This window comes from Mucilaginibacter polytrichastri (assembly GCF_001911425.1).
GTDB lineage: Bacteria > Bacteroidota > Bacteroidia > Sphingobacteriales > Sphingobacteriaceae > Mucilaginibacter > Mucilaginibacter polytrichastri.
This window is the reverse complement of sequence record NZ_MPPL01000001.1, coordinates 5,085,009-5,108,514: the sequence shown is the minus strand read 5'-3', so window position 1 is coordinate 5,108,514 and position 23,506 is coordinate 5,085,009. Positions and strand designations below refer to the sequence as shown.

At 43.2% G+C, this 23,506-nt stretch carries 25 protein-coding genes; 7 read left to right on the top strand and 18 right to left on the bottom strand.

Going from position 1 to position 23,506, the window contains the following annotated elements; all coding sequences use genetic code 11:
* Nucleotides 1-126: 126 nt before the first annotated feature.
* From RG47T_RS22040 to RG47T_RS22030, 3 genes are all read left to right on the top strand, one after another.
* The gene (locus tag RG47T_RS22040; protein WP_074491812.1) at nt 127-1,347 is read left to right on the top strand and encodes a serine hydrolase domain-containing protein; all 1,221 of its coding nucleotides are present in this window, start codon (nt 127-129) and stop codon (nt 1,345-1,347) included.
* A 120-nt stretch (nt 1,348-1,467) separates the two neighbouring features.
* Complete coding sequence (locus RG47T_RS22035) at nt 1,468-1,773, top strand: YbaB/EbfC family nucleoid-associated protein (protein ID WP_074491810.1); 306 nt, start codon at nt 1,468-1,470, stop codon at nt 1,771-1,773.
* Between the two features lie 24 nt (nt 1,774-1,797).
* Complete coding sequence (locus RG47T_RS22030; protein ID WP_074491808.1) at nt 1,798-2,478, top strand: metal-dependent hydrolase; 681 nt, start codon at nt 1,798-1,800, stop codon at nt 2,476-2,478.
* A 70-nt stretch (nt 2,479-2,548) separates the two neighbouring features.
* Here RG47T_RS22030 and RG47T_RS22025 read toward each other — a convergent pair whose 3' ends face one another.
* From RG47T_RS22025 to RG47T_RS22015, 3 genes are all read right to left on the bottom strand, one after another.
* Complete coding sequence (locus RG47T_RS22025) at nt 2,549-2,737, bottom strand: hypothetical protein (RefSeq protein WP_074491806.1); 189 nt, start codon at nt 2,735-2,737, stop codon at nt 2,549-2,551.
* Between the two features lie 73 nt (nt 2,738-2,810).
* Nucleotides 2,811-4,073, bottom strand: coding sequence for a glucose-1-phosphate adenylyltransferase (locus tag RG47T_RS22020; protein ID WP_074491804.1), 1,263 nt, complete (start codon nt 4,071-4,073; stop codon nt 2,811-2,813).
* Nucleotides 4,070-5,491, bottom strand: coding sequence for a glycogen synthase (locus tag RG47T_RS22015; RefSeq protein ID WP_074491802.1), 1,422 nt, complete (start codon nt 5,489-5,491; stop codon nt 4,070-4,072). Before RG47T_RS22015 ends, RG47T_RS22020 begins: the two co-directional genes overlap by 4 nt.
* Nucleotides 5,492-5,734: 243 nt before the next feature.
* On the opposite strand from RG47T_RS22015, the gene RG47T_RS22010 reads away from it, so the two are divergent.
* Complete coding sequence (locus tag RG47T_RS22010; protein WP_074491800.1) at nt 5,735-6,028, top strand: SHOCT domain-containing protein; 294 nt, start codon at nt 5,735-5,737, stop codon at nt 6,026-6,028.
* 10 nt (nt 6,029-6,038) lie between these two features.
* Here RG47T_RS22010 and polA read toward each other — a convergent pair whose 3' ends face one another.
* The 3 genes from polA to RG47T_RS21995 all read right to left on the bottom strand — a co-directional run bounded on the left by polA (nt 6,039) and on the right by RG47T_RS21995 (nt 10,059).
* Nucleotides 6,039-8,849, bottom strand: coding sequence for a DNA polymerase I (gene polA / locus RG47T_RS22005; RefSeq protein ID WP_074491798.1), 2,811 nt, complete (start codon nt 8,847-8,849; stop codon nt 6,039-6,041).
* Nucleotides 8,850-9,016: 167 nt separating this feature from the next.
* Nucleotides 9,017-9,580, bottom strand: coding sequence for a DNA-3-methyladenine glycosylase I (locus RG47T_RS22000; protein WP_074491796.1), 564 nt, complete (start codon nt 9,578-9,580; stop codon nt 9,017-9,019).
* Between the two features lie 128 nt (nt 9,581-9,708).
* A complete protein-coding gene (locus RG47T_RS21995) occupies nt 9,709-10,059 on the bottom strand; it encodes a carboxymuconolactone decarboxylase family protein (protein ID WP_074491794.1) in 351 nt (116 codons plus the stop codon).
* Nucleotides 10,060-10,168: 109 nt separating this feature from the next.
* On the opposite strand from RG47T_RS21995, the gene RG47T_RS21990 reads away from it, so the two are divergent.
* The gene (locus tag RG47T_RS21990; protein ID WP_074491792.1) at nt 10,169-10,528 is read left to right on the top strand and encodes a VOC family protein; all 360 of its coding nucleotides are present in this window, start codon (nt 10,169-10,171) and stop codon (nt 10,526-10,528) included.
* Between the two features lie 216 nt (nt 10,529-10,744).
* On the opposite strand, the gene RG47T_RS21985 is transcribed toward RG47T_RS21990, so the two are convergent.
* From RG47T_RS21985 to RG47T_RS21940, 10 genes are all read right to left on the bottom strand, one after another.
* The gene (locus RG47T_RS21985) at nt 10,745-11,077 is read right to left on the bottom strand and encodes an MGMT family protein (RefSeq protein ID WP_074491790.1); all 333 of its coding nucleotides are present in this window, start codon (nt 11,075-11,077) and stop codon (nt 10,745-10,747) included.
* A 4-nt stretch (nt 11,078-11,081) separates the two neighbouring features.
* Complete coding sequence (gene trmB / locus RG47T_RS21980) at nt 11,082-11,732, bottom strand: tRNA (guanosine(46)-N7)-methyltransferase TrmB (protein ID WP_074491788.1); 651 nt, start codon at nt 11,730-11,732, stop codon at nt 11,082-11,084.
* 65 nt (nt 11,733-11,797) lie between these two features.
* Nucleotides 11,798-12,226, bottom strand: coding sequence for a hypothetical protein (locus tag RG47T_RS21975; protein ID WP_074491786.1), 429 nt, complete (start codon nt 12,224-12,226; stop codon nt 11,798-11,800).
* A 2-nt stretch (nt 12,227-12,228) separates the two neighbouring features.
* On the bottom strand, nt 12,229-12,576 hold the full coding sequence (locus RG47T_RS21970; protein ID WP_074491784.1) for a phage holin family protein: 348 nt from the start codon (nt 12,574-12,576) through the stop codon (nt 12,229-12,231).
* A 56-nt stretch (nt 12,577-12,632) separates the two neighbouring features.
* Nucleotides 12,633-12,899, bottom strand: coding sequence for a YtxH domain-containing protein (locus RG47T_RS21965; RefSeq protein ID WP_074491782.1), 267 nt, complete (start codon nt 12,897-12,899; stop codon nt 12,633-12,635).
* 112 nt (nt 12,900-13,011) lie between these two features.
* A complete protein-coding gene (locus RG47T_RS21960; protein WP_074491780.1) occupies nt 13,012-14,055 on the bottom strand; it encodes an AI-2E family transporter in 1,044 nt (347 codons plus the stop codon).
* A 132-nt stretch (nt 14,056-14,187) separates the two neighbouring features.
* A complete protein-coding gene (locus RG47T_RS21955) occupies nt 14,188-14,388 on the bottom strand; it encodes a hypothetical protein (RefSeq protein WP_074491778.1) in 201 nt (66 codons plus the stop codon).
* Between the two features lie 2 nt (nt 14,389-14,390).
* Complete coding sequence (locus RG47T_RS21950) at nt 14,391-15,830, bottom strand: sigma-54-dependent transcriptional regulator (RefSeq protein WP_074491776.1); 1,440 nt, start codon at nt 15,828-15,830, stop codon at nt 14,391-14,393.
* A 115-nt stretch (nt 15,831-15,945) separates the two neighbouring features.
* A complete protein-coding gene (locus RG47T_RS21945) occupies nt 15,946-16,722 on the bottom strand; it encodes an enoyl-CoA hydratase-related protein (protein ID WP_074491774.1) in 777 nt (258 codons plus the stop codon).
* Nucleotides 16,723-16,730: 8 nt separating this feature from the next.
* Nucleotides 16,731-17,153: a cobalamin B12-binding domain-containing protein gene (locus tag RG47T_RS21940; protein ID WP_074491772.1), complete on the bottom strand. Its 423-nt coding sequence runs from the start codon at nt 17,151-17,153 to the stop codon at nt 16,731-16,733.
* Nucleotides 17,154-17,303: 150 nt separating this feature from the next.
* On the opposite strand from RG47T_RS21940, the gene RG47T_RS21935 reads away from it, so the two are divergent.
* Entirely contained in the window at nt 17,304-18,959 is a 1,656-nt protein-coding gene (locus RG47T_RS21935; RefSeq protein ID WP_074491770.1) for a glutamine--tRNA ligase/YqeY domain fusion protein, read from the top strand.
* Nucleotides 18,960-19,062: 103 nt separating this feature from the next.
* Here RG47T_RS21935 and RG47T_RS21930 read toward each other — a convergent pair whose 3' ends face one another.
* Nucleotides 19,063-19,902: an N-acetylmuramoyl-L-alanine amidase gene (locus RG47T_RS21930; RefSeq protein WP_074491768.1), complete on the bottom strand. Its 840-nt coding sequence runs from the start codon at nt 19,900-19,902 to the stop codon at nt 19,063-19,065.
* A 381-nt stretch (nt 19,903-20,283) separates the two neighbouring features.
* Entirely contained in the window at nt 20,284-21,147 is an 864-nt protein-coding gene (ypfJ, locus tag RG47T_RS21920) for a KPN_02809 family neutral zinc metallopeptidase (protein WP_074491763.1), read from the bottom strand.
* A gap of 150 nt (nt 21,148-21,297) precedes the next feature.
* On the opposite strand from ypfJ, the gene RG47T_RS21915 reads away from it, so the two are divergent.
* Nucleotides 21,298-23,506, top strand: a 2,209-nt coding sequence (locus RG47T_RS21915; RefSeq protein ID WP_139302440.1) for a transferrin receptor-like dimerization domain-containing protein, incomplete at its 3' end; no start/stop codon positions are given.

The window sequence follows — 23,506 nt, the reverse complement described above, 5'->3', positions numbered from 1 at the left end:
TTTCTCCCCGCCGCTCCGGTGCTGCAAAGATTTGTCGTTTTAATAAAATATTTGAAACTTTCCTTTTTAAGTGGTGTATAATTTCTGACTTTCGCATTAATTAAAGCGATAGTATTTTTACCTCCAATGAGTTTAACGCCCTTAAAGTTTATTTCGGCCCTTTGTTCTGTTATTTTGTTAGCTTCTTGTTCATCAAAACAACAAAATGCTACCACACAAGCCGCCGCCGCTATTAATACAGCCCCCCTTGACACCCAAAAACTATTGCAATATGACCCAAAAAAGGCCGACCCGCAAATAGATGCTTTTATGAGACATTTGCACCAGGTAAGCGGCTTTAACGGCAATGTGCTGGTAGCAAAAAAAGGTAAAATAATTTATGAGAACGCCTTCGGCTGGGCCAATCACTTAACCCGCGATAGTTTAAAGATAGGTTCGCGTTTCGAACTGGCATCGGTTTCAAAAACCATGACATCTACTGCCATACTTATGCTGATGGAACGCGGCAAGTTAAAGCTGGATCAGGATGTGCGCGATTTCTTTCCTAATTTCCCCTATGCCGGCATCACCATCAGGCTTTTGCTTACACACCGTTCTGGGCTGATGAATTACGTTTATTTTATTGATGGCGTATTTCGTAGCGAACACCGCGACCAGCACAAAGGTGTTACCAACCAGCAGGCTATGGAAATGATAGCCCAGTACAAGCCCAATCCATTTAATAAACCCAATGCGCGGTTCTTGTACAACAACTCTAATTTTATGGTGTTAGGCTCCATTATTGAAAAAGTAACCGGCATGCCTTGTGCGCAGTTTATGAAAGAGAATGTGTTTAAGCCAGCAGGCATGGCCCATACCGACGTTTACTCCAAAGCCACGTATGAAAAAATACCGGTTGATGTAGTAGGTCATGACCGTAACAGCTGGAAGTATTCTGTAGCACAAAACTTTTTAGATGGCCCTGTTGGTGATAAAGGAATTTACAGCACCGTTGGCGATTTGTTTTTATTTGACCGGGCTATGCGCGCCAACAGATTAATTTCAAAAGCATCGCAAGACTCTGCCTATACAGACCGCAACCCCATGATACGCGGCCACTTTAACTATGGTTACGGCTGGCGCTTATTTGAAGGCCCTAACGAAAAAGTGGTTTACCATACAGGTTGGTGGCATGGTTTCAGACATATTTTTTTACGGGATATGAAAAACGATATTACCATTGTATTGCTTGGCAACGTGGTAAATGGCAGCCTGCTGCATCTGGATGATCTGTTTAAAATGACCGGCATGCCTGTTGTACGCAAAAGCGCCTATAGCGGCAATGGAGATACCGCAGAAGACCAGTAATTTTTAAATAAGGCTATTGATTTATTGAATAAGTTTTTCTTTATTTTGTTAAATAATTATAACTTAATCAATAAGTTAGCCTGGCAAAACCTATAAACTCAATCATTAAATAGCAAACTCATGTTCGACAAATTATTTGAAGCACAGCAAAAGGCAGGAGAAGCTAAACTGCGTCTCGATGCCATAACCGTTACCGGCACTGCCGAAGGTGGTAAAATTACAGTTACCGCAAACGCCAATAAAGTAATACAAGCCGTTACTATTGATGACGAATTTTACAAACAGGCAGAGCGCGAGGAATTAGAAGAACTGCTATTAGTGGCTTTAAATAAAGCCCTTGAGCAAGCCGACAATATAAGCCAAAGTGAAATGGCTGCCATGACCAAAGATATGTTTGGTGGCCTGGGCGGCATGTTCGGCAAATAAAATCTTAACAACAAAAATCTACTTATGAAAATTACCTTTTATGGACACGCAACGGTTGAGTTAGAAACCGGTGGCAAAAAACTATTGTTCGATCCATTTATTACACCCAATGAACTGGCCAAACATATTGATATTAACAATTTAAAGCCTGATTATATTTTATTAAGCCACGGCCACGGCGATCACGTGGCAGATTTGGCCGCCATACAAAAAAACAGCGGTGCCAAAGTAATTTGCATTGCCGAAATAGCCGGCTGGCTGGGCGCACAAGGGATAGACAATACGCATGGCATGAACATTGGCGGCAGCTTTAAATTTGAATTTGGCCGCGTTAAAATGGTTAACGCCATCCACTCCAGCAGCATGCCCGATGGCAGCTATGGCGGCAACCCTGCAGGATTTGTAATTTACACCAATGAGGGTAAAAATATTTATTTTGCCGGCGATACTGCATTAACTTACGATATGAAGCTTTTGGCTGATGATAACATTGACTGGGCTATTTTACCAATTGGCGATAATTACACCATGGGTGTTGATGACGCTATTAAAGCCGCTGGCTTTGTTAACTGCCAAAATGTAATTGGTGTACATTACGATACCTTCCCGCCAATAAAGCTGGATAAGGAAGAGGCCCGTGCTAAATTTATTAAGGCCGGCATCAACATACAACTACCAGAGATTGGTGGTTCTGTTGATCTGTAAGCTTATATACTAAACAAAAAAGCTCACCGGAAAAATTCGGCGAGCTTTTTTTATGACCTCTAAAGTTCACTTACATTTTTGCTGTAGTGTCTTTCTTGGTTGTGGTTTTCTTTTTAGTGGTGGTTTTTTTCTTTACAGCTTTTTTCTTAACGGTATCCGCCGCTAAAGTAGTTTTAACCGTATTAACCGGGGCAGAATGGGCAAATACACTGCCTGAACAGATTGCTGCTAAAGCAATTACACAAAATACTTTTTTCATAACAAATTGTTTTTTAGTGATAATTATTAAACTTCGTTATATAAAGTACAAATAACCGGTATGCTTGTTTTTATTAAATAACAGTACCGTTTGGTATAACAGCCCGTTTCTTAATTACTACAATACCATCCTGGCAGGTGTAAGACCCATAATCACCATCTTCTATTTTATCGCCGCAATTAATAGATACATCATTACCGATGTAACAATTTTTGTCGATGATAGCGTTTTTAATGGTACACCTGTCGCCAATACCCATAATTGGCTTATCGGTAATCCGTGCTTCTTCTATCTGCTCCAGCGTTTGATAATTATCGCCCCCCATTACATAGGAGCTTTCAATTACGGTATCTACACCTATGCGGGTACGTATGCCGATGATACAACGGCTAAGCTTGCTGGCATTGATAATGCACCCGTCTGATATAATCGTTTTTTCGAGATGCGTACCCGATATTTTAGATGGCGGCAACATCCGCGCGCGGGTATAGATATAGTTTTTATCAAACAAGTTAAACTGCGGGATATCATCAGTTAAACCCAGGTTGGCTTCGAAAAAGGATGGAATGGTACCAATATCTGTCCAGTATCCTTCAAACTGGTAACTGATCATTTTGTGCGTACCGATAGATTGCGGAATAATATCTTTTCCAAAATCGGGATGCTCATTTCCGTCTAACAGGTCATATAATGCTTTCTTATTGAAAAGATAGATGCCCATAGAAGCCAGGTAAACACGGCCCTGTGCGGCCATTTCGTCGCTTACTTCTGATGCCCAGCTACCAAAGTCTGTCTTTGGTTTTTCTATAAATGAGGTTACGTTATTCTCTTCATCTGTTTTTAAAATACCGAAGCCGGGTACGTCATTGGCATGCACAGGTATGGTGGCCAGCGTAATATCAGCTTCTTCTTTAATATGCTGCGCAATCATTTCCTCAAAATCCATCTGGTATAATTGATCGCCCGAAAGGATCAGCACATAATCAAACTCATGTACTGCCAAATGGTGTAAGCTCTGACGTACTGCATCTGCAGTACCCTGAAACCAGCCCCCACTCGACGGCGTTTGCTCTGCCGCCAGAATATCAACAAAAGCCTCGCTAAAGCTGCTAAAGTGATACGTATTTTTAATGTGTTTGTTAAGTGATGCCGAATTAAACTGCGTTAAAACAAAAATGCGATCTATACCCGAATGCAGGCAGTTTGAAATTGGTATATCAACCAGCCTGTATTTTCCGGCTATTGGCACTGCCGGTTTAGAACGTGTGGCTGTTAATGGCGATAGGCGGCTTCCCTGCCCGCCACCAAGCACAATGCTTATTACTTTAGATATCATAACTTAGGTGTTAAACTTTGGTATAGTTGTATATATTGACCGGTCGACTGGTTCCAGGAGAAATCAAGCGCCATCATTCGTTTACGTAACAATTGTAACTGCACAGTGTTCTGATAAAGTGATAATGCCCTACCAATTGAATAGCTAATATCGGCAACGCTGGCCTGGTTAAAGCGGATGCCGTAACCACCTTCATCACCAAAATCAATCACGGTATCTTTTAAGCCGCCAGTACTCCGTACAATGGGTACGGTACCATAGCGTAAAGCATAAAGCTGGTTAAGGCCGCAAGGCTCTACCCGCGATGGCATCAGCAGAAAATCTGACCCCGCATAGATGAGGTGCGAAAGTTCTTCATCATACCCGATATAAACCTGGCAATTTTCAGGATAACGTTCGGCTACTGCCTTTAATTGATCCTGAATATAAACATCGCCAGTGCCCAGTACTAAAAAGTTCACTTGCCCGGCCAGCTCATTAATACTTTGTGCTAGGGCGTCGGCTATTAAATCTGCTCCCTTCTCCAATACCAACCTGCCGATGAATGAAACCAGCGGTTTATTGGGGTCGAGGTTAAAACGCTCGCACAATGCTTTCTTATTTTTGGCTTTCCCGGCCGGTTTTTTTAAGGAATAAGTTGCCGCAATCATGGTATCGGCTTCGGGGTTCCAAACATCGGTATCTATACCGTTGATGATACCGGTGCCTTTCCAACCTTCGAGGTGGAAGAGATATTCGAGCCCATTACTCTGTATTGTTAGCTCTTGCAGGTAGCTTGGCGATACCGTGGTATATTTAGCGCAGCACTTAACTGCTGCTGCCAATGAATTTATACCGCCATTCCACTCTAACAAGCCAGCTGCCATCATATCTATCTCGGGCAGCAAACCTACCTTATCCCAGCCGAAAGCACCGTGATACTGCCCGTTATGGATAGTAAAAACAACCGGTGTTTTTGAAATGCGTTTATAAAGCGCCGAGTGCTGCAGCAGAAAAGGAACAAGCCCGGCATGATGATCATGGCAATGGATAATATCCGGCGATTGCTGCGACCAGTTGATCCAATCTAAAAAAGCCAGTTGATAGGCGATGAATTGCTCGCGCTCGTCGGGGTAGCTGTAAACTTCTTCGCGGTCCAGTAAACCGGGAATACTTACAAGGTACAATTCAAAACCAAGTACATTGTCGCGCTCTTTTAAGATCTCGAATTCGTAGCGCCTTTTACCCACCAGGGTAGAAGCCTGAAACACCACATCAAACTGGTGCTCGCGTACAAATTTTCGGTTATAATAGGGTAGCACAACTGCCGCATTAAGGCCGGCCTGATTTTGATATTTAGGCAAGGCACCTACAACATCGGCTAGCCCGCCTACTTTAGCAACAGGGTAACATTCTGCACTCAGATGATAAATTCTCATTACGGGTTATATTGTTGTCAAGGTAAAAAACATTTACCCAATACACAAACCCATAATGGTGGCAATCTGTTTGTTTACTATAGGGTTATATTTTGTCAATTTATTTGCAATGAAATAGCGATTTAAGCGTCACGCCTTCTTGTATTTAATATCTGCATCTCTACCCAATATAGGTTTTCTAAATATATTTAGTATCTTCAAAATACCTAATATATTTATTCTCAACTTAACCTTTTAAACACAATGGGAGCTCCTGAATTTATTATCTTATTTATTTGGTTGTTATTTGCATTATGGGGCTATAATGCTGGCAAAGAAAGAAACATTGGTTCAACCACAGGACTATTACTTGGTTTGTTTCTTGGATTTATTGGTGTAATTATTGTCTATTGTTCAAGAAAAATCATCTATGAACAGCCATTTTATACAAATGAATCTACGGCAGATCAATTAAAAAAATACAAAGATCTCTTAGATAGCGGTGCCATCACAGAATCAGAATACAATATTCAAAAAGGCAAATTACTAAATCAATAATTTAAAGAGTTTAATGTGCTTCGAGCCAGTTTAAACCGGTGCCAATCTCAACCATTATGGGTACACCTGTTTTAATGGCGTTTTTCATATTGTATTCTATAATCGGTTTTACCAGGTCAACCTCACCAACCGGCACATCAAAAACCAACTCATCATGCACCTGCATGGTCATACAGGCATCGAGTTTTTGAACCTTTAATTCGCGGTGAATATTGATCATAGCAATCTTAATCATATCTGCCGCCGAGCCCTGTATCGGGGCGTTAATGGCATTTCGCTCGGCAAAGCTGCGTACGGTTTGGTTGGCCGAATTGATATCGCGCAAATAACGGCGACGACCCATCAGGGTTTGCACATAACCATTTTCGCGGGCGAAGTTCATGGTATCGCGCATATAATTTTTGATGCCCGGGTATTGTGCAAAATATTGCTCTATCATTTCAGCAGCTTCTTTACGCGGAATACCTAAACTTTGCGATAGACCAAAGGCCGACTGCCCATAAATAATTCCAAAATTTACTGCCTTTGCATTACGGCGCATGGTGCTATCCACAGCGTCCAACGCAACACCATAAACATTGGCTGCGGTAGCCGTGTGGATATCGAGATTCTTGGCAAAGGCATCCAACATATTTTCGTCCTTACTGATCTCGGCAATTAAGCGGAGTTCTATCTGCGAATAATCGGCAGATACAATGCGGTGATCACTATCACGGGGGATAAAAGCCTTACGCACTTCGCGGCCACGCTCGGTACGGATAGGTATATTTTGTAAGTTAGGATTATTGGAACTTAAACGGCCCGTTGCAGCAACGGCCTGGTTGTAAGAGGTATGCAGGCGGCCGCTTTTAGGGTTAATTAACTCGGGCAAAGCATCCACATAGGTTGATTTTAATTTCTGTAACTGCCGAAAATCCAGGATATCGCGTACGATATCGCTTTTATTAGCCAAAGCCAATAATACATCCTCACCTGTTTGGTATTGGCCAGTTTTAGTTTTTTTGGCCTTAGGGTCAAGCATCAACTTTTCGAACAATACCTCGCCCAGTTGTTTTGGGGAGGAGATATTGAAACGTACGCCGGCTTTTTCATAAACCACTTTCTCCAGCCGAACCAGGTCCAATTCCAGATCTTTCGAAAACTCGCGCAGTGTAGGCTCGTCAATACGTACGCCTTCAAACTCCATATCTGCTAGTACGTAAATCAGCGGATGTTCTATTTCGTGGATCAGCTTTTCACCGTTTACCTCTTTAATCTTCGGTTCAAAAACGTTTTTAAGTTGCAGCGTAATGTCGGCATCTTCTGCGGCGTATTCTTTAACCTGCTCCACCGGCACATCGCGCATGCTTAACTGGTTTTTCCCTTTCGGACCAATCAGGGTAGTAATAGATACCGGTTTATAACCGAGATAGTTTTCTGACAGGATATCCATGCCATGCCTTGTATCCGGATCGAGCACATAGTGCGCCATCATGGTATCAAACAATTTGCCTTTTACATCGATACCGTACCATTTCAGCATTAAAATATCATACTTAATATTTTGGCCTATTTTGTCGATATTTTCATCTTCTAACAAGTCTTTAAACTCTAAAGCGATGGCATGAGCTTCCCCCTGATCGGCGGGCACTGGTATATACCAGCCCTCGCCCGGTTTAATAGAGAATGAGAAACCCACCAGTTCGCAAAAATTGGCGTCGGTGCCAGTAGTTTCGGTATCAAAACAAATGCTCTTTTGCTGCTTTAAAAGCCTGATCAACTCAGCACGCTTTTCAAAATCGTCAACCAAATGATAGGTATGCTCCACATTGGTAATGTTTTTACCGGCTTCGGGCAAATCATTAGTAGCAATATCACTTATGTCGACTGTTAACGTGGTGCGTCCGCTAGCGGTAGGGTTACCAAACAAATCTGTTTGTATACCACTGGCTTTAATTTCTGTGATACTAAAGTCGTCGCCAAATACACGGCGGCCCAGTGTACGAAATTCCAGCTCGGCAAATAGCGGCTCCAGCAGATCTTTGCTTGGTGCGCACATCTCTAAACCTGCTTCATCCAGTTCAACCGGAACGTTTAATAAAATCGTAGCCAGCTTTTTAGACAATAAGCCCTGTTCTGCAAAATTCTCTACATTTTCGCGCATCTTGCCTTTTAGCTCATGGCTATGGGCAATAATATTTTCCATCGAACCATATTGCTTGATCAGCAGCTTCGATGTTTTTTCGCCGATACCAGGAATACCGGGGATATTATCCACCGCATCTCCCCACAAGCCGAGGATGTCGATCACTTTGCAAACGTCGTCGATCTCCCATTTTTCGCAAACCTCTTTAACGCCCAGTATCTCCATGTCGTTACCCATACGGGCGGGTTTGTAAATAAATATATTTTCTGATACCAGTTGTGCAAAATCCTTATCAGGTGTCATGCAATAAACCTGGTAACCTTTCTTTTCTGCTTTTTTGGCCAGCGTGCCTATAATATCATCGGCCTCGTAACCGTCAGACGTAATAACCGGGATATTGAAACCCAGTATCAGTTTAAACACATAGGGCATAGCCGCCGAAAGATCTTCGGGCATGGCCTGGCGTTGGGCTTTGTAGGCTGCAAAATCTGTATGGCGTTCGGTTGGCGCTTCGGTATCAAAAACCACGGCCATATGTGTAGGCTTTTCTTTTTTAAGCACATCCAGCAGGGTATTGGTAAAGCCCATTACCGCCGAAGTGTTAATGCCCGAAGAGGTAAAGCGCGGGTTTTTGCTTAATGCAAAATGTGCCCGGTACATGAGGGCCATACCATCCAGAAGAAACAGTTTTTTCATATTAATTGTCTGAATCAAAATTTACAGAATTAGTGAATTATCAAAATGTTTCATTCCTTAATCCTACAAATAAGTAATCGAGCAAATTTAAGATTAATGGGGTTAATGTGGCTGTAACAAAAAACTAAATTCAGAAAATTCACTAATTCTGTAAATTCTGATTCAGACTATCTAAAATCGCAAGTCGCCAAATGATCATTGACCATACCGGTAGCCTGCATGTGGGCATAGCAAATAGTAGAACCAAAAAACTTAAATCCTAGCTTTTTCATATCCTTACTTATCGCGTCAGACTCGGGGCTGGTAGCAGCTACTCTTGTCTGCGGACAATTGTCAATCGGCTTGCCATCGGGCATAAAGCTGTAAAGATATTTATCAAACGAGCCAAACTCCTTTTGGAGATCCAGAAACAACTGCGCGTTTTTAATAGCAGAATTAACTTTTAAGCGATTACGGATGATACCTGCATCCTGCATCAACCGCTCCACATCTTTTTCATCGAAGGCTGCTATTTTCTTCGCATCGAAGTTGGCGAAGGCCTTGCGGTAATTATCGCGCCTCCGCAAAATGGTGATCCAGCTTAAACCGGCCTGTGCGCCCTCGAGTAGCAGGAACTCAAATAGTTTATCGTCATCGTGGGTGGTTTTGCCCCATTCTTCGTCGTGATATTTTTGATATAACTCATCGCTTCCGGCCCATGCGCAACGTTTGGGTTCTTTTGATTGGCTCATTGATCGTCGGGTTTAAGCTGGCAAGATACTAATTTTATTAGCTAAAACATTCCCGTAGAGGCACAAGACTTTGTGTCTCTGTATAGAGAATAAAACAGAGACACAAAGTATTGTGCCTCTACGGGGTGTTATTGTTGAAACCCGTTCAATTCATCCCAATACTCTACAGCACGGCGATAATGAGGGATAACGATAGAGCCACCAACCAGATTAGCGATCATAAAAATCTCGTTCATTTCTGCACTGTTGACACCGGCTTCGTGGCATTTACCCAGGTGATATTTAATACAATCGTCGCAACGTAACACCATGGATGATACCAAGCCCAGCATTTCTTTGGTTTTTACATCCAATGCGCCTTCAGCGTAACTAGTGGTATCTAAGGCAAAAAAGCGTTTAATATTTACGTTGGCGGTATCCATAATCCGCTCGTTCATTTTTTCGCGGTAGGTGTTAAATTCTTCTACTAGCTGTCCCATATTTTGAGTTATTAAGTTATTCGGTTACTAAGTTATTGATTGCAATGTTCGCTAAAAATCTTGTTTTCGATGTCATGTATCGGCTATCTTTGATTAACATTTTTTAACCATGATATCATTTAAACGTACCGACCATCTCCACATCTGCGTACCCGAAGAACGCCTGGAAGAAGCCAGAAAGTTTTATACTGAAGTTATCGGCCTCCCTCAAAAGTATAGGCCGGTTGAGTTAAACGATTTAGGGATCTGGTTTCAGTTGCCGGATATCGAACTGCACATTGGGGTGGAGGAAGCTCATCCTTTAACAATTAGGCATACGGCTTTCGAGGTCGCTGATCTCGAAGCAGCGAGAACGCATCTTTTACAAAATGGTGTGGAAATTCAGAAACAGCGAGATATAGAAGGACGGAAAAGATTTTCGTTTTTAGATCCTTTTGGGAATAGGATGGAGCTGTTGGAATATTTGTAATTCTTAAACAAACTCAACTACGTAATATTTTTGATTCCCCATAGGGGATACCTGTTTATAGAAACCGATATGGAGTAGTTTTGCCCTGTAGGGGCTACCCTTATGGGGGCATTAGTAGGTTGATAGGGTAGCCTCTAACGAGACAAAATAATATTATTAATCTATAAACAGGTAGCTCCTACGGAGCATACACAGACTAATTCAAGTATTTATTTTCTATTCGTAATTAATTTCCTTAGATGGGTCCCAAAATACTTTTTTGAAGTTTTGAATCTTATCATCTATTACCTCAACGCCCTCTTTTTCTAAAAGTTCTCTTCTTCGACGGCTAGCAGCTGGGTCGCCGGTTAAATGCCCTGTGCTGTTAACCACGCGGTAATAGGGTACGGGTGGTTCGGCTTTACCGCATTCGCCCATGGCACGGCCAACCATGCGTGAATAATTGGGTGATCCTAAAAATTTGGAAATGGCACCATACGATGTTACACGCCCCGACGGAATTTGCCGGGTAACCTCGTAAATGTGATTGAAAAATTCAGGATAGTCCATATCACTAAGTTAACGAATACTTCAAGTAATTAATATTCTTGTCGTGCTTCAGGTATTTTTTTTCGTAGTAGGTTTTAATGGCTAGTACTTCGTTTAAAAACGCCGAATGATATAAATCTTCTGTTTTAGCTACCAGATTTAATTTTTGGTCTGCAATAATATCCGCGGTGTATTGGTGCAGGCCATCGTTATCCGTTTTTAGGTTGATGAATGCGCCGGGGCGTAATATCTGGCGGTAATAGTTAATGAAGCGGGGCGAGGTTAAACGCTTTTTCTCCCGGCTGATCTGCGGTTGTGGATCGGGGAAAGTGATCCAAATCTCGTCGATCTCGCTTTCGCCAAAGTAATCTACAATCAGTTCTATCTGAATGCGCAGAAAAGCCACATTATTAATACCTTCTTCAATGGCAGTTTTGGCTCCGCGCCAAATGCGGTTACCCTTATAATCAATGCCAATGAAATTTTTATCCGGAAATAACTGCGCCAGGTTTACGCTATACTCGCCTTTACCACAGGCCAACTCCAATACAACAGGGTTATTGTTTTTAAACAAATCACTTGCCCATTTGCCTTTGTAAGGCTTGCCGGCATCCAGCTGTATAACATTATCAAAGGTTGCTATTTCGGCAAAACGCTTTAGTTTATCTTTTCCCACTTATAAATAATAAAGTGCAAAAATAAAACTTTAAGCGTTGCGGTGCGACTAAAAGATTGAAATGACTATAAAGCGGTTGCCGAAGGTTCGGAAAAATTCGGCTTTGCAGGCTTATCTTTCTTCTTAAGCAGGTCGGTAACAAGCCCTTTGGCCTTGTCCCAAATACCAGTTACAGAATCCTCGCTGATATAGGTTGAAGCCTTTTGAGATACCAGGCCAACCAATGTTTTAACTAAAAACCCGGACCCTTTAAATAAGGTTTTATTTAAAGTAAGCGGTATTACAAAGCGTGATATCAAACCAACAATATCCTGATTAAATATGCTACTGCCAGGCGTACTATTGGATGATGGGAATAAGCTTTTTACGGCCGAAAATACAGAAGACGGACTATTAAGCCTTTGTTTGAGATCCATTTCCTGCTGTTGCTTCGTTTTCTCCAATCTGATAATCTCGGCATGCAGGTCACTTATCGTTTTAATAGGTATATCCATCACTAGTTTTCGCTAAATATTTTTTTGATCAATGCATTAACAATTGGCCTTTTAAAGTTGCCCTTAGCGCTCATTACGATGATAGCAATAAGCAGGTAAATTAAAGCCACGGCACCAAAGCCTTTCCAGTAAGAATGAAAAACATCTGCCAGGAAAAGTGCAAGCGTGAAACTGGCGAACAAAAAGGTCAACAGCAGGCTTATCATAATAGCAACATCAGTTACAACGCCGGCGGCAACAGATGTACTTTTTTCTATCACCTTGTATTTAGTGAGCTTAATACGCGTTTCGGCATATTCTGTAAGCTGTTCTAAAATGGGCGGGTGTATTTCCTTTTTTTCTTCTTCCATCACGTTTAAATATATCCCGGGCGTAAAAACCCGGGATTGTATTATTGTTTTAAATGTTATGCGTGTTCCAGGTCATCCTGGTACTCGTCTTCGGCACCTTTAATTTTGGTTTTGATGTTATCAACCAGCTTGTCTTTAAGGCCAAGCAGGCTTTCAATTTCTTTACCTGCCGATTCTTTAATAGAGTCGCTTAACCCTTTTAATGAATCAGTAAGTTTATCGCGTGTATCATCACCTCTGTCTGGTGCAAACAATATACCTAATGCGGCTCCTGCTGCAAGCCCTGCAAGCAGTGCCAAAATAGTTTTTGAGTTATCGTTCATAGTATTATAATTTTTAAGTTGACTTTTTGTTTGTATTGGATGCAAATTTATTCGGTTTTGGCCTCTAAACGCAATATAATAACGCCTGTAAGCTAACAATTAGTGTTACGCCCTAAAGGTCATTTCCGGTTTTTATCCGGTCGAGCCTATCTGCGGCCAAGCGGTTAGTTTCATAAATTTCTACCAGCAGCAGGAAATAAGATAGTAATACCGGCCCGAAAACCAGGCCCAAAATACCGAATAACGGCAAGCCTATAAATACCCCAATGATAGAAATAATGGGGTGAGTGTTGCCTATCCGCTTATTGATGATCATACGCAAAACGTTATCCACATTACCAATAAATAACAGGCCATAGGCCATAATGCCAATCCCTTTCCAATTGTGGCCCAGCATTATGAGGTAAATACCAGCCGGTATAGAAAGTGTTGGCGCACCAACCACCGGTAGAAAAGAAATAAAGGCGCCTATTATTCCCCAGAACAGCGCATCGGGGATGCCTACTATCCAGAAGCCATTGGCCAGTAATAAGCCTTGCACTACAGAAATAATGCCCTGCCCCAATACGTTAGAGTAGGTTGCATTACGCAAAGCCACCGCAAACTTTAAGGCATGCTGCTCGCGGAAAGGAGCATATTTTAATAACCCGGCCTCGAACTCGTAAATTTGCGTTAACATAAAATACAGCAGAAAATACAGAATTAACAAGGTTAATAAAATACTAGCCGCCCCGCTTATAATAGAGGGAAAAAGCTCTGTTGCATAGGTGCTTACCTTTTGCAAAAAATCATTAACCAAATGGGGCTGGTTAAATGTAGACCCTGCAAAAGCATTGGCTTTAAGTACCAGCTGATCAATAAAAAAAGGATCGTCTCTGATGCTGGCAATTTTACCAATTACCATAAAACTCAGCGACAGAAAGGGAATAACGATAACAATAAGCGATACAAAAATAAAGAGCAGTGCAGCAAGAGAGCGGCTCCAGTTACGCTTTTCTGTTAGGTATAAATATCCCGGCCTAAAAATGGTAAAGAGTACAATGGCTCCCAGTATGGCACTGAAAAGCGAGCTTAAAGAATATAACAGCAAACACCCCAGCACCACAATGCTGATGAGGATTATATTATTGCGCTGCCTGTAGTTAAAGATAGACATAAGTATTGATGTAGCCCTGCGTTTGCCATCCCGCCTTTACCCTTTCTTCCCAGTAAATATCGTTGAATAATACTTATACAGCCGTAAGCAGCTTAAGTTTTGATCCAGGCCAGATTCATTTTTTAAATAAAGCTAATCTGTGCTCTTGAGCAGTTCGTTAATTTTTTTGCATCCGGCGGCAATGGTTTCTATATAAAATGTAATGTCTTCGTTTTGCTCGGGCAGCTCAAATTTAAGTTGCTCTACACAAAGCGTAATGTTAGAAAGCTGATTGCGAATATCGTGCTTTAGCGAACCTACCCCCGGATCTTTTTTTTCACGCTCATCTGCCATAGTTACTTACCTATATTAATGGCTTTCATTTTATTATACAGGGTTTTACGGTCGATATTCAATATTTCGGCAGCTTTGGTTTTGTTAAAATTAACCTCACGCAAAACTTTTAATATCGTATCATACTCGGCTTCGAGCGCCGCATTTTTTAAATCGCTGCGGTTGTGATGGTGCTCTTTTACCGGAGCCGAAGATGTATCTGCTGTTTGGTGACTATGCGAATGCTCTATAAGCGGTGCTATTTTTGTATAGTTAGAAATTTCTAACGGCAAGGCTTTGGCCTGCACGGTATCACCTTCAGTTAACAGTGTAGCCCGCCTGATCACGTTTTTTAATTCGCGGATGTTACCCGTCCAACGGTAGTTGATGAAACTTTCTTCAACATCCGGTGCAAAATACTGTACATCGCGGCCCAGTTCTTTATTGGCTATTTTTAAAAAATGCTCGGCCATCAGCATTATATCACCGCCCCTGTCGCGCAATGGTGGCATGTAGATGGTAAACTCATTAAACCTGTGGTACAGATCTTCGCGAAACTTACCTTTCTGGATTCCATCCATCAGGTTCTCGTTAGTTGCCACAATTATGCGCACATCCAGGTCTATCTCTTTGGTACTGCCTATACGTTTTACTTTGCGCTCCTGCACGGTGCGCAGCAGGGCGGCTTGTATATCGTACGATAAGTTACCAACCTCATCTAAAAACAAGGTGCCACCATTGGCCATTTCAAAGTGGCCTATTTTGGTATATAATGCGCCGGTAAACGATCCCTTTTCGTGGCCAAAAAATTCGCTTTGGGCAAGCTCCTTAGTTAGCGAACCACAATCCATTGCAATAAATGGCTGATCGCGGCGCGGACTATTAAGGTGGATACTTTTAGCAACAGACTCTTTACCAGTACCGCTTTCGCCTAAAATAATTACACTGTAGGTAGTAGGGGCAACAAGCTCTATCTGGCGCAATAACTCTTTTGATGCCTTGCTTTTACCAACCACAAACTCGCTGGCCATCACTTGTTTTTCTTTTGATGATTTTGATGACACAGCAGCCAGTTCTTCCTGCGGCTCAGTAACCAGGGCATGGTGGGTTTCTATCGCTTTGTTAATGGTATTTAAAATCTCATCGGGGTATAGCGGCTTGGTGATATAATCATAAGCGCCCATTTTAATAAGCTCAACAGCCATCTTAATATCAGAGTAGCCGGTAATAATAATAACCCCCGTTTTAGGATATTGAGATTTAATGCTTTTCAGCATCTCGCGGCCATCGGTATCCTCCAGCCTGAAATCACATAAAACTAAATCGTATTCGCCGTTTTTAAGTTGTTCCATGGCGCTGCCGCCGTTTGAAGCGGTAGACACTTCAAAACCATTTCGTGTAAGGAATTTAGATAACAGCAACGCGGTGTTCACTTCATCATCAACGATGAGAATCTTTTTCATATCGGCAATATACTTTCTTTAAAAAGGTAAATGTACTTAACGCCTTAAGTTAATTACAAATTTGTTAATTTTCTATTCGCATACGAAATAGACTCATTATTTGTTCCAAAATCTTTTATTCTCCCCTAAAGTCGGGCTTCCGCTTTTCTAAGAAAGCCGTTATTCCTTCTTTAGTGTCCTTATTACCAAAGCATTTTCCAAATTCGGCTATTTCTATATCAAAGCCATCGGGAGCGCCGGCAGCATTAATTGCAGCAATTGCAGCAGCCAATGCCAGTGGCGCACGTTGTAACATTTTGTTTAAAAGGGCTTCTGCTCTGGCAATTATTTCACCCGGCTCTACCACATAATTTACTAAACCAACCAGGTATGCCTCATCGGCAGTAATCATATCGGCTGTTAAAATCATCTCGAATGCCTTGCCGCTGCCTACCAATTTGGAGAGCCGCTGGGTGCCGCCATAGCCGGGTATCAACCCTAAAGTAACTTCGGGCAAACCCATTTTAGCCGTAGTTGATGCAATGCGGATATGGGCCGCCAATGCCAGCTCTAAACCACCGCCCAATGCATAGCCATTAATAGCGGCAATAACCGGCTTGCTGCCATTGGCTACCAGGTCAAAAACTTTAGCTTGATTTTCTTTGGCCAGCCGACTTGCCGATTCTGTATCCAAATCTGCAAACTCTGCGATATCGGCACCTGCCACAAAAGCCTTTTGCCCGGCACCGGTAATAATAATGCCGCCAATGGCCTTGTTGCTAAAGGCATTAGCAAACGCGGTATGCAGTTCTGCAATAGTATCGCGGTTAAGCGCATTCAGCTTGCTTTCGCGGTTAATGGTAATATACCTGATCCGGTTTTTATCTTCAATTAATAGATTCTGAAATTCCATAGTCGTTATTAAAAATTACGGTGCTGGTGAACCCAACCGGTTATATATTCAACTATTGCGGCAGTAGTTGTCCCTGGTGGAAAAAGCTCTCCTACACCCATTTGCTGCAGCTGTTTAGCATCCGCTTCGGGGATTATTCCTCCGCCGGTCAGCAACACATCATCCATTTGCTTTTCCTTAATCAGTTTAATGATCTTAGGGAAAACCGTCATGTGCGCACCAGAGAGAATGGAAATCCCTATGGCGTCCACATCTTCCTGCAAGGCAGTGTTAACCACCATTTCGGGAGTTTGGCGCAATCCGGTATAAATAACCTCCATCCCGGCATCGCGCAGCGAGGTAGCAATGATCCGCGCGCCGCGATCATGCCCATCTAATCCTACTTTGGCAACTAATACCCTTATGGGGCGGTTAAACTGGTGTTCACTCATGTAAAACGAGTATTGGTGACTGGGTAAATGTACAAAGATTCTGTTAGACGTTTGGCGTTATACGCATGGCGTTTTTAAGCAAGATTATGTAAACCGTTCTCTCCCTGATTTTTTTGCTAAATTTGCCATTCAAGTATATTTTGAATTTTTATGAGCGAAGAAAGATCGTTAAACTTTTTAGAAGAGATTGTTGAAGAAGATATCCGCGACGGTAAAAACGGTGGGCGTATCCACACCCGTTTCCCACCCGAGCCTAATGGTTATCTGCACATTGGCCACGCCAAGTCTATTTGCTTAAACTTTGGACTGGCGCAGAAATACAACGGCCAAACCAATCTTCGTTTTGACGATACCAACCCTGTTACCGAAGATACCGAATATGTAGAGAGCATTAAGGAAGATGTTAAATGGCTGGGCTTTAACTGGGCCAACGAGCTTTACGCATCCGACTATTTCGACCAGATCTATGCCTTCGCCCTAAACCTTATCCGCAAGGGTTTGGCTTATGTAGATGATAGCACTGCCGAAGAAATTGCCGCACAAAAGGGTACACCTACAGAACCGGGCACGCCCAACCAATACCGCAGCCGCAGCATTGAAGAAAACATACAACTGTTTGAAGAAATGAAAGCCGGTAAATATCCCGATGGTGCTAAAGTATTGCGTGCCAAAATAGATCTGGCTTCGCCGAACATGCATCTGCGCGACCCGTTGATGTACCGGATTAAACATGCCAAACATCACCGTACCGGCGATAAATGGTGCATTTACCCGATGTATGATTTTGCCCACGGACAATCTGACGCCATTGAAGAAATTACCCATTCGGTATGTACGCTGGAGTTTATTCCGCACCGTGCATTGTACGATTGGTTTATAAAGGAGCTGGAAATTTTCCCGTCGCACCAATACGAGTTCGCCCGTTTAAACATGACTTATACCGTAATGAGCAAGCGCAAGCTGATGCAACTGGTAAAAGAAAACCATGTGGAAAGCTGGGACGATCCGCGCATGCCTACCATTAGCGGTTTACGCCGTCGTGGTTATACGCCAGCTTCTATCCGTGAGTTTTGCGAACGTATTGGTATAGCCAAACGCGAAAATATTATCGACCTGAGCCTGCTGGAGTTCTGTATCCGCGAGGATCTGAACAAAACCGCATGGCGCCGTATGGCCGTATTAGATCCGGTTAAATTGGTGATCACTAACTACCCCGAAGGCGAGGGAGAGATACTGCACGGCGAAAACAATCCGGAAGTTGAAGGCGGCGAAGGTGGCCGTGACATTCCGTTTAGCAGAGAAATTTATATCGAACGCGAGGACTTTATGGAAGTTGCACCGAAGAAATTTTTCCGCTTAGGCCCTGGCTTAATGGTGCGGTTAAAAAATGCCTACATTATTAAATGCGAAGATTTTGTGAAAGATGCCGAAGGCAACATCACCGAGATCCATTGTACTTATATCCCTGAATCAAAGTCGGGACACGATACCAGTGGGATCAATGTAAAGGGCACCATCCACTGGGTTAGCGTTCCGCATGCCCATACTGCCGAGGTAAGATTGTACGATCGTTTATTCAAAGTAGAAGATCCGGCCAGCGAAGAAGGCGACTTTAAAGAATACCTTAACCCGGAAAGCCTGCACGTAATTACAGCCTATATAGAACCCGACCTTGCTACGGCCATCCCGGGCAAAGGCTACCAGTTTATCCGCAAAGGATACTACACGCTAGACAAACACTCCACCCCAGGCAAGCTGGTGTTTAACCGCACCGTGACCTTGAAGGATGGATGGGCTAAGAAATAGAGTCAAGAAGCAAGAGACAAGAACTCTGCTATACAAATAAGGCTGCGAAGATGATTCGCAGCCTTATTTTTTTGTCTTGTTTCCTGGTTCTTGTATCTTGCTTCTACAGCGAATACTTTTTATAAACATTATACAGCACATTCAAATCCAGCGGTGTCATTTGCGGGGTAAGGTCTGTTTGTATGAAATGGCGTTTAAAGGCGTCGATGGTTCCATTAATGTTGCGGGTATCGTAGCCGATTAACTTAAATGCGGTAACATAATCGAAATTGTCGGGAGCAGGCACCACAATGTCATCACTCCAGTAACCGAAGCCTTTTTCGGCCAGGCGCTTCCAGGGGAAAAACGGCCCAGGGTCGGGTTTCCGGCCGGGGGCTATATCAGCGTGACCAATAAAATTAGCCTGCGGGATGTTATAATTCTTTTTCAGTTGAGCCAGCAGCAGCAATAGGCTCTTAATCTGTGGCTCAGAGAACGGCTCATTTCCGTTATTATCAATTTCGATACCGATAGAGCAGCTATTCATATCTGTAACGCTTCCCCACTTGCTTACACCGGCATGCCAGGAACGTAGATAATCGTTCAACATGTGTACCACTTTGCCATCTTTACCCACCACATAATGCGCGCTCACCTGGGTACGCACCAAACTGAAGGTATTAATGGTTTGCTGCAAAGAATCCTGCGCGGTATAGTGTAGAATCACAAAATTGGGCTTCCGCAAATTCAAATTCACCGTAGCAATAAACTGCGACGGAATAGCCACACCCGCACTATCCGTCAGCATAGCAGGGTTCATTTGTTTGGCAACATCCAGAAAGCTATCCACCTGTGTTTCGTATACTTTTTTGGTGTTAACACCTGTAGTTACCACTGCTTTGTGCGAAGAACAGGCCGCGAAGAGTAGGAGGGAAAGAATTAGTAAGTGGGGATAGCGTTTCATTTAATAGATCCAATTAGTGTTTTTGATCAGCATTATAAACTCGCCTAAGTTAAGTAATGTATTCGGCGGTTCGTCTGTGTATTCAACAGATTCAAACTCATGAAAGGTGTGATCTGTTTCACTATCCCAGGTATTAAATACAAATCGGAGATTTGCCAATCATTTGCATAAAAGTATTCGCCGTCGATAAGTTTGGTTTTAATTAAACCTTCAAGCATTTCTTGGCTAATGTGATCTGGATTTTGAAATATTTGAAAGCCAAATTTTTTATAGTTGGCCGCGTCCCGGTAGAGATAGTTGAATTGGATGTTGGGCATTGTGCAAATTACTTATTGAGCAATTTGTGTGCAATCGGATATAAGTGAACCTTTTATTTTCCCCCTACAATCCCATCTCCTTAAACGTATTCCCCTCACTCAGATCTCCCGAATCGAAGCCTTTTTTAAACCAATACATGCGCTGGGCACTGGTTCCGTGAGTAAAGGAGTCGGGCTCTACACGGCCCTGGGTTTCTTGCTGCAGGTGGTCGTCGCCTATTTGTTTGGCGGCGTTTAGTGCGCTGGATATATCAGCCTCATTGAGTACGAGTCCATTTTGGTGGTATTTGTTTTCGTAGTGGGCCCATATGCCGGCGTAAAAGTCGGCCTGCAGTTCAAGGGCTACTGAGTATTTGTTGCGTTCGGCTTCGCTTCCAGCCTGGCTCTCTGCGTTTTCTACCTTTTGCGATACCCCTAAAAGGTTTTGCACGTGGTGGCCAACCTCGTGGGCAATTACATAGGCCTGGGCAAATTCTCCGGGTGCACCAAATTTATCGCTGAGTTCGTTATAAAAAGAAAGATCGATGTATACTTTTTGGTCCTGCGGACAATAAAACGGACCTGTTGCCGAACTTGCAAAGCCACAACCCGCATCTACGCTGCCGGTAAAAAAGTGTAGTACCGGTTTTTCATAGGTTTTGTTTTGCGCACGAAACAGGCTGTCCCAAACATCTTCTGTTCCGGCAAATACCATCATGGCTAGTTTTTCCTGCTTGGTACGGGCGTGCGCTACATGGGTACTTACCTGTTGCTGTCCGCTGCTATCCTGCCCGCCGTTTAAAAGCGCGGCTGGGTTAAACCCGGTAAACATGTAAATCACCATGCCAATTAGGCCAACAATCCCGCCGCCAACGGCAAATCCACGGCCGCCGCCACTGCTGCTGCCTTCTTCTACATTATCGCTTTCGCGTCCACCGAACCATTGCATATTGTGTTTGATTTATTGTTATCAGTTAACAGCAACAATAAATTTTTGTTTAAGGATATCAAAAACAGGAAAATGTTGTGGTTTTTCATAAAAACACGCGTAGAACTCATTTTAAATCAATAAATTTCAATGTTCCTTTTAAAATTCAGCATGAAAAAAACTTTTACCCTTAGTTTTCTGGCTTTATCGGCTTTTGCACAGGCCCAGCAGCAAAACATCAGCGGTTTTTCGTCGGCATCGGCAGCAACAGAGCTGCAGCACGAAAAACAGTTCGATCAATCCCTTAGCGCCAAGCGTATTGGCGAAAGCATTAAACAGCTTTCCGCATTTCCGCATCACCTCGGTTCGCCGGGAGGTAAGGCTGTGGCCGAAGCTATTTTGGCCAAGTATAAAAGCTTTGGTCTTGATGCACATATAGAAACTTATTCTGTATTATTTCCAACACCCAAAACCCGCGTGCTGCAACTGAATGGTTCAACCCCATACACTGCACTTTTAAAAGAACCGGCCCTGGCAGAAGATGCAACATCCGGCCAGGCAGGGCAGCTACCTACCTATAATGCCTGGAGCGCCGATGGCGATGTTACCGGCGAACTGGTTTTTGTAAACTACGGCTTACCTGATGATTACGACCAGCTGCAAAAGATGGGGGTAGACGTAAAAGGCAAAATAGTAATTGCTAAATACGGCCGCTCATGGCGCGGTATTAAACCAAAAGTAGCTTATGAACATGGCGCTATTGGCTGTATCATTTACTCGGACCCTAAAGATGATGGCTTTGTACAAGGCGATGTATACCCTAAAGGCCCATACAAAGGCGAGTACGGCGTACAACGCGGTTCTGTACTTGATATGGTAATTTACCCAGGCGACCCCCTTACTCCTGGTGTTGGCGCCACCAAAGAAGCTAAGCGTTTAGAAAGATTAGAAGCACCAACGATATTAAAGATCCCGGTATTGCCCATCAGTTATCACGATGCCTTACCGTTCTTAAAATCAATAGAAGGCCAGGTTGCACCAGAAGACTGGCGCGGTGGCTTACCAATTACTTACCATGTTGGCCCGAGTAAGGCAACCGTGCACTTAAACCTGGCATTTAACTGGGATATGGTTCCTTGTTATGATGTGATTGCTAAAATTAAGGGCTCTAAATATCCCGACGAATGGGTAATGCGCGGCAATCATCACGATGGCTGGGTTAATGGCGCAAGCGACCCCATCAGCGGTCAGGCTGCCATGCTGGATGAAGCTAAAGCAATGGGCGATTTACTTAAAACCGGCTGGAAACCTAAACGTACCATTGTTTATTGCTCTTGGGACGGCGAAGAGCCAAGCTTAATCGGCTCTACCGAGTATGCAGAAGATCATGCTAAAGAACTACAGCAAAAGGCAGTAGTGTATATCAACTCGGATAGTAATGGCCGTGGCTTTTTAAATGCAGAAGGCTCACACGCGCTGGAGGGCTTTATGACCGAAATTGAAAAGGCCGTAACCGACCCGCAAACCAAGGTAAGTGTTTACGATCGTGATAAAGCTCGCGAACTGGTTAGCACATCTTCTGTTAAAGGCAAAAAAGAATTACTGGATAGAAAAACAGTTCGCTTAGGTGCACTGGGTTCCGGTTCTGATTATTCTGCTTTCTTGCAGCACTTAGGCATTACCACGCTCGATTTAGGTTTTGGTGGCGAAGATCCAAGCGGAGATTACCACTCTATTTATGATTCGTACAATAGTTATGTTCGTTTTAAAGACCACGATTTTATGTATGGTCCTGCACTTGCTTCTGTAGCTGGCCGTGCCACTTTACGTATGGCCGACGCCGATGTGCTTCCGTTTGATTTCCGCAGCCTATACAGCACCATTGACCGCTACAGCAAAGAAGTACAAGAGCTGGCCGATCAGATGCGTGAAAGTACTGCTATTAACAACGGTTTGATTAAAACAAACCAATACGCATTGGCTTACGACCCGGACAAACACCTGCCACAACCGGAGATTAAATCTGAAGTACCTATGATCGATTTCAGCGCATTGAAAACTGCACTGGAGACTCTGAAACAAAGCACCGATAAATTAGGCACTGCCTGGGAAGAAGCAGCACAGTCTGGCAAAGACCAGGACAAGTTGAACCAAAAGCTTTACCGTGCCGAGCAGCAATTACTTTCTACAGAAGGTTTGCCACGCCGCCCATGGTTTAAGCATACCATTTATGCCCCTGGTTTCTATACCGGTTACGGCGTTAAAACCCTTCCTGGTATCCGTGAGTCTATCGAGCAGCGCAACTGGCCAGAGCTGCAACAGCAAATTGCTATTGCAGCTAAAAGCATTACGCAGTTAGCTACTTATTTAGACAGCCCCC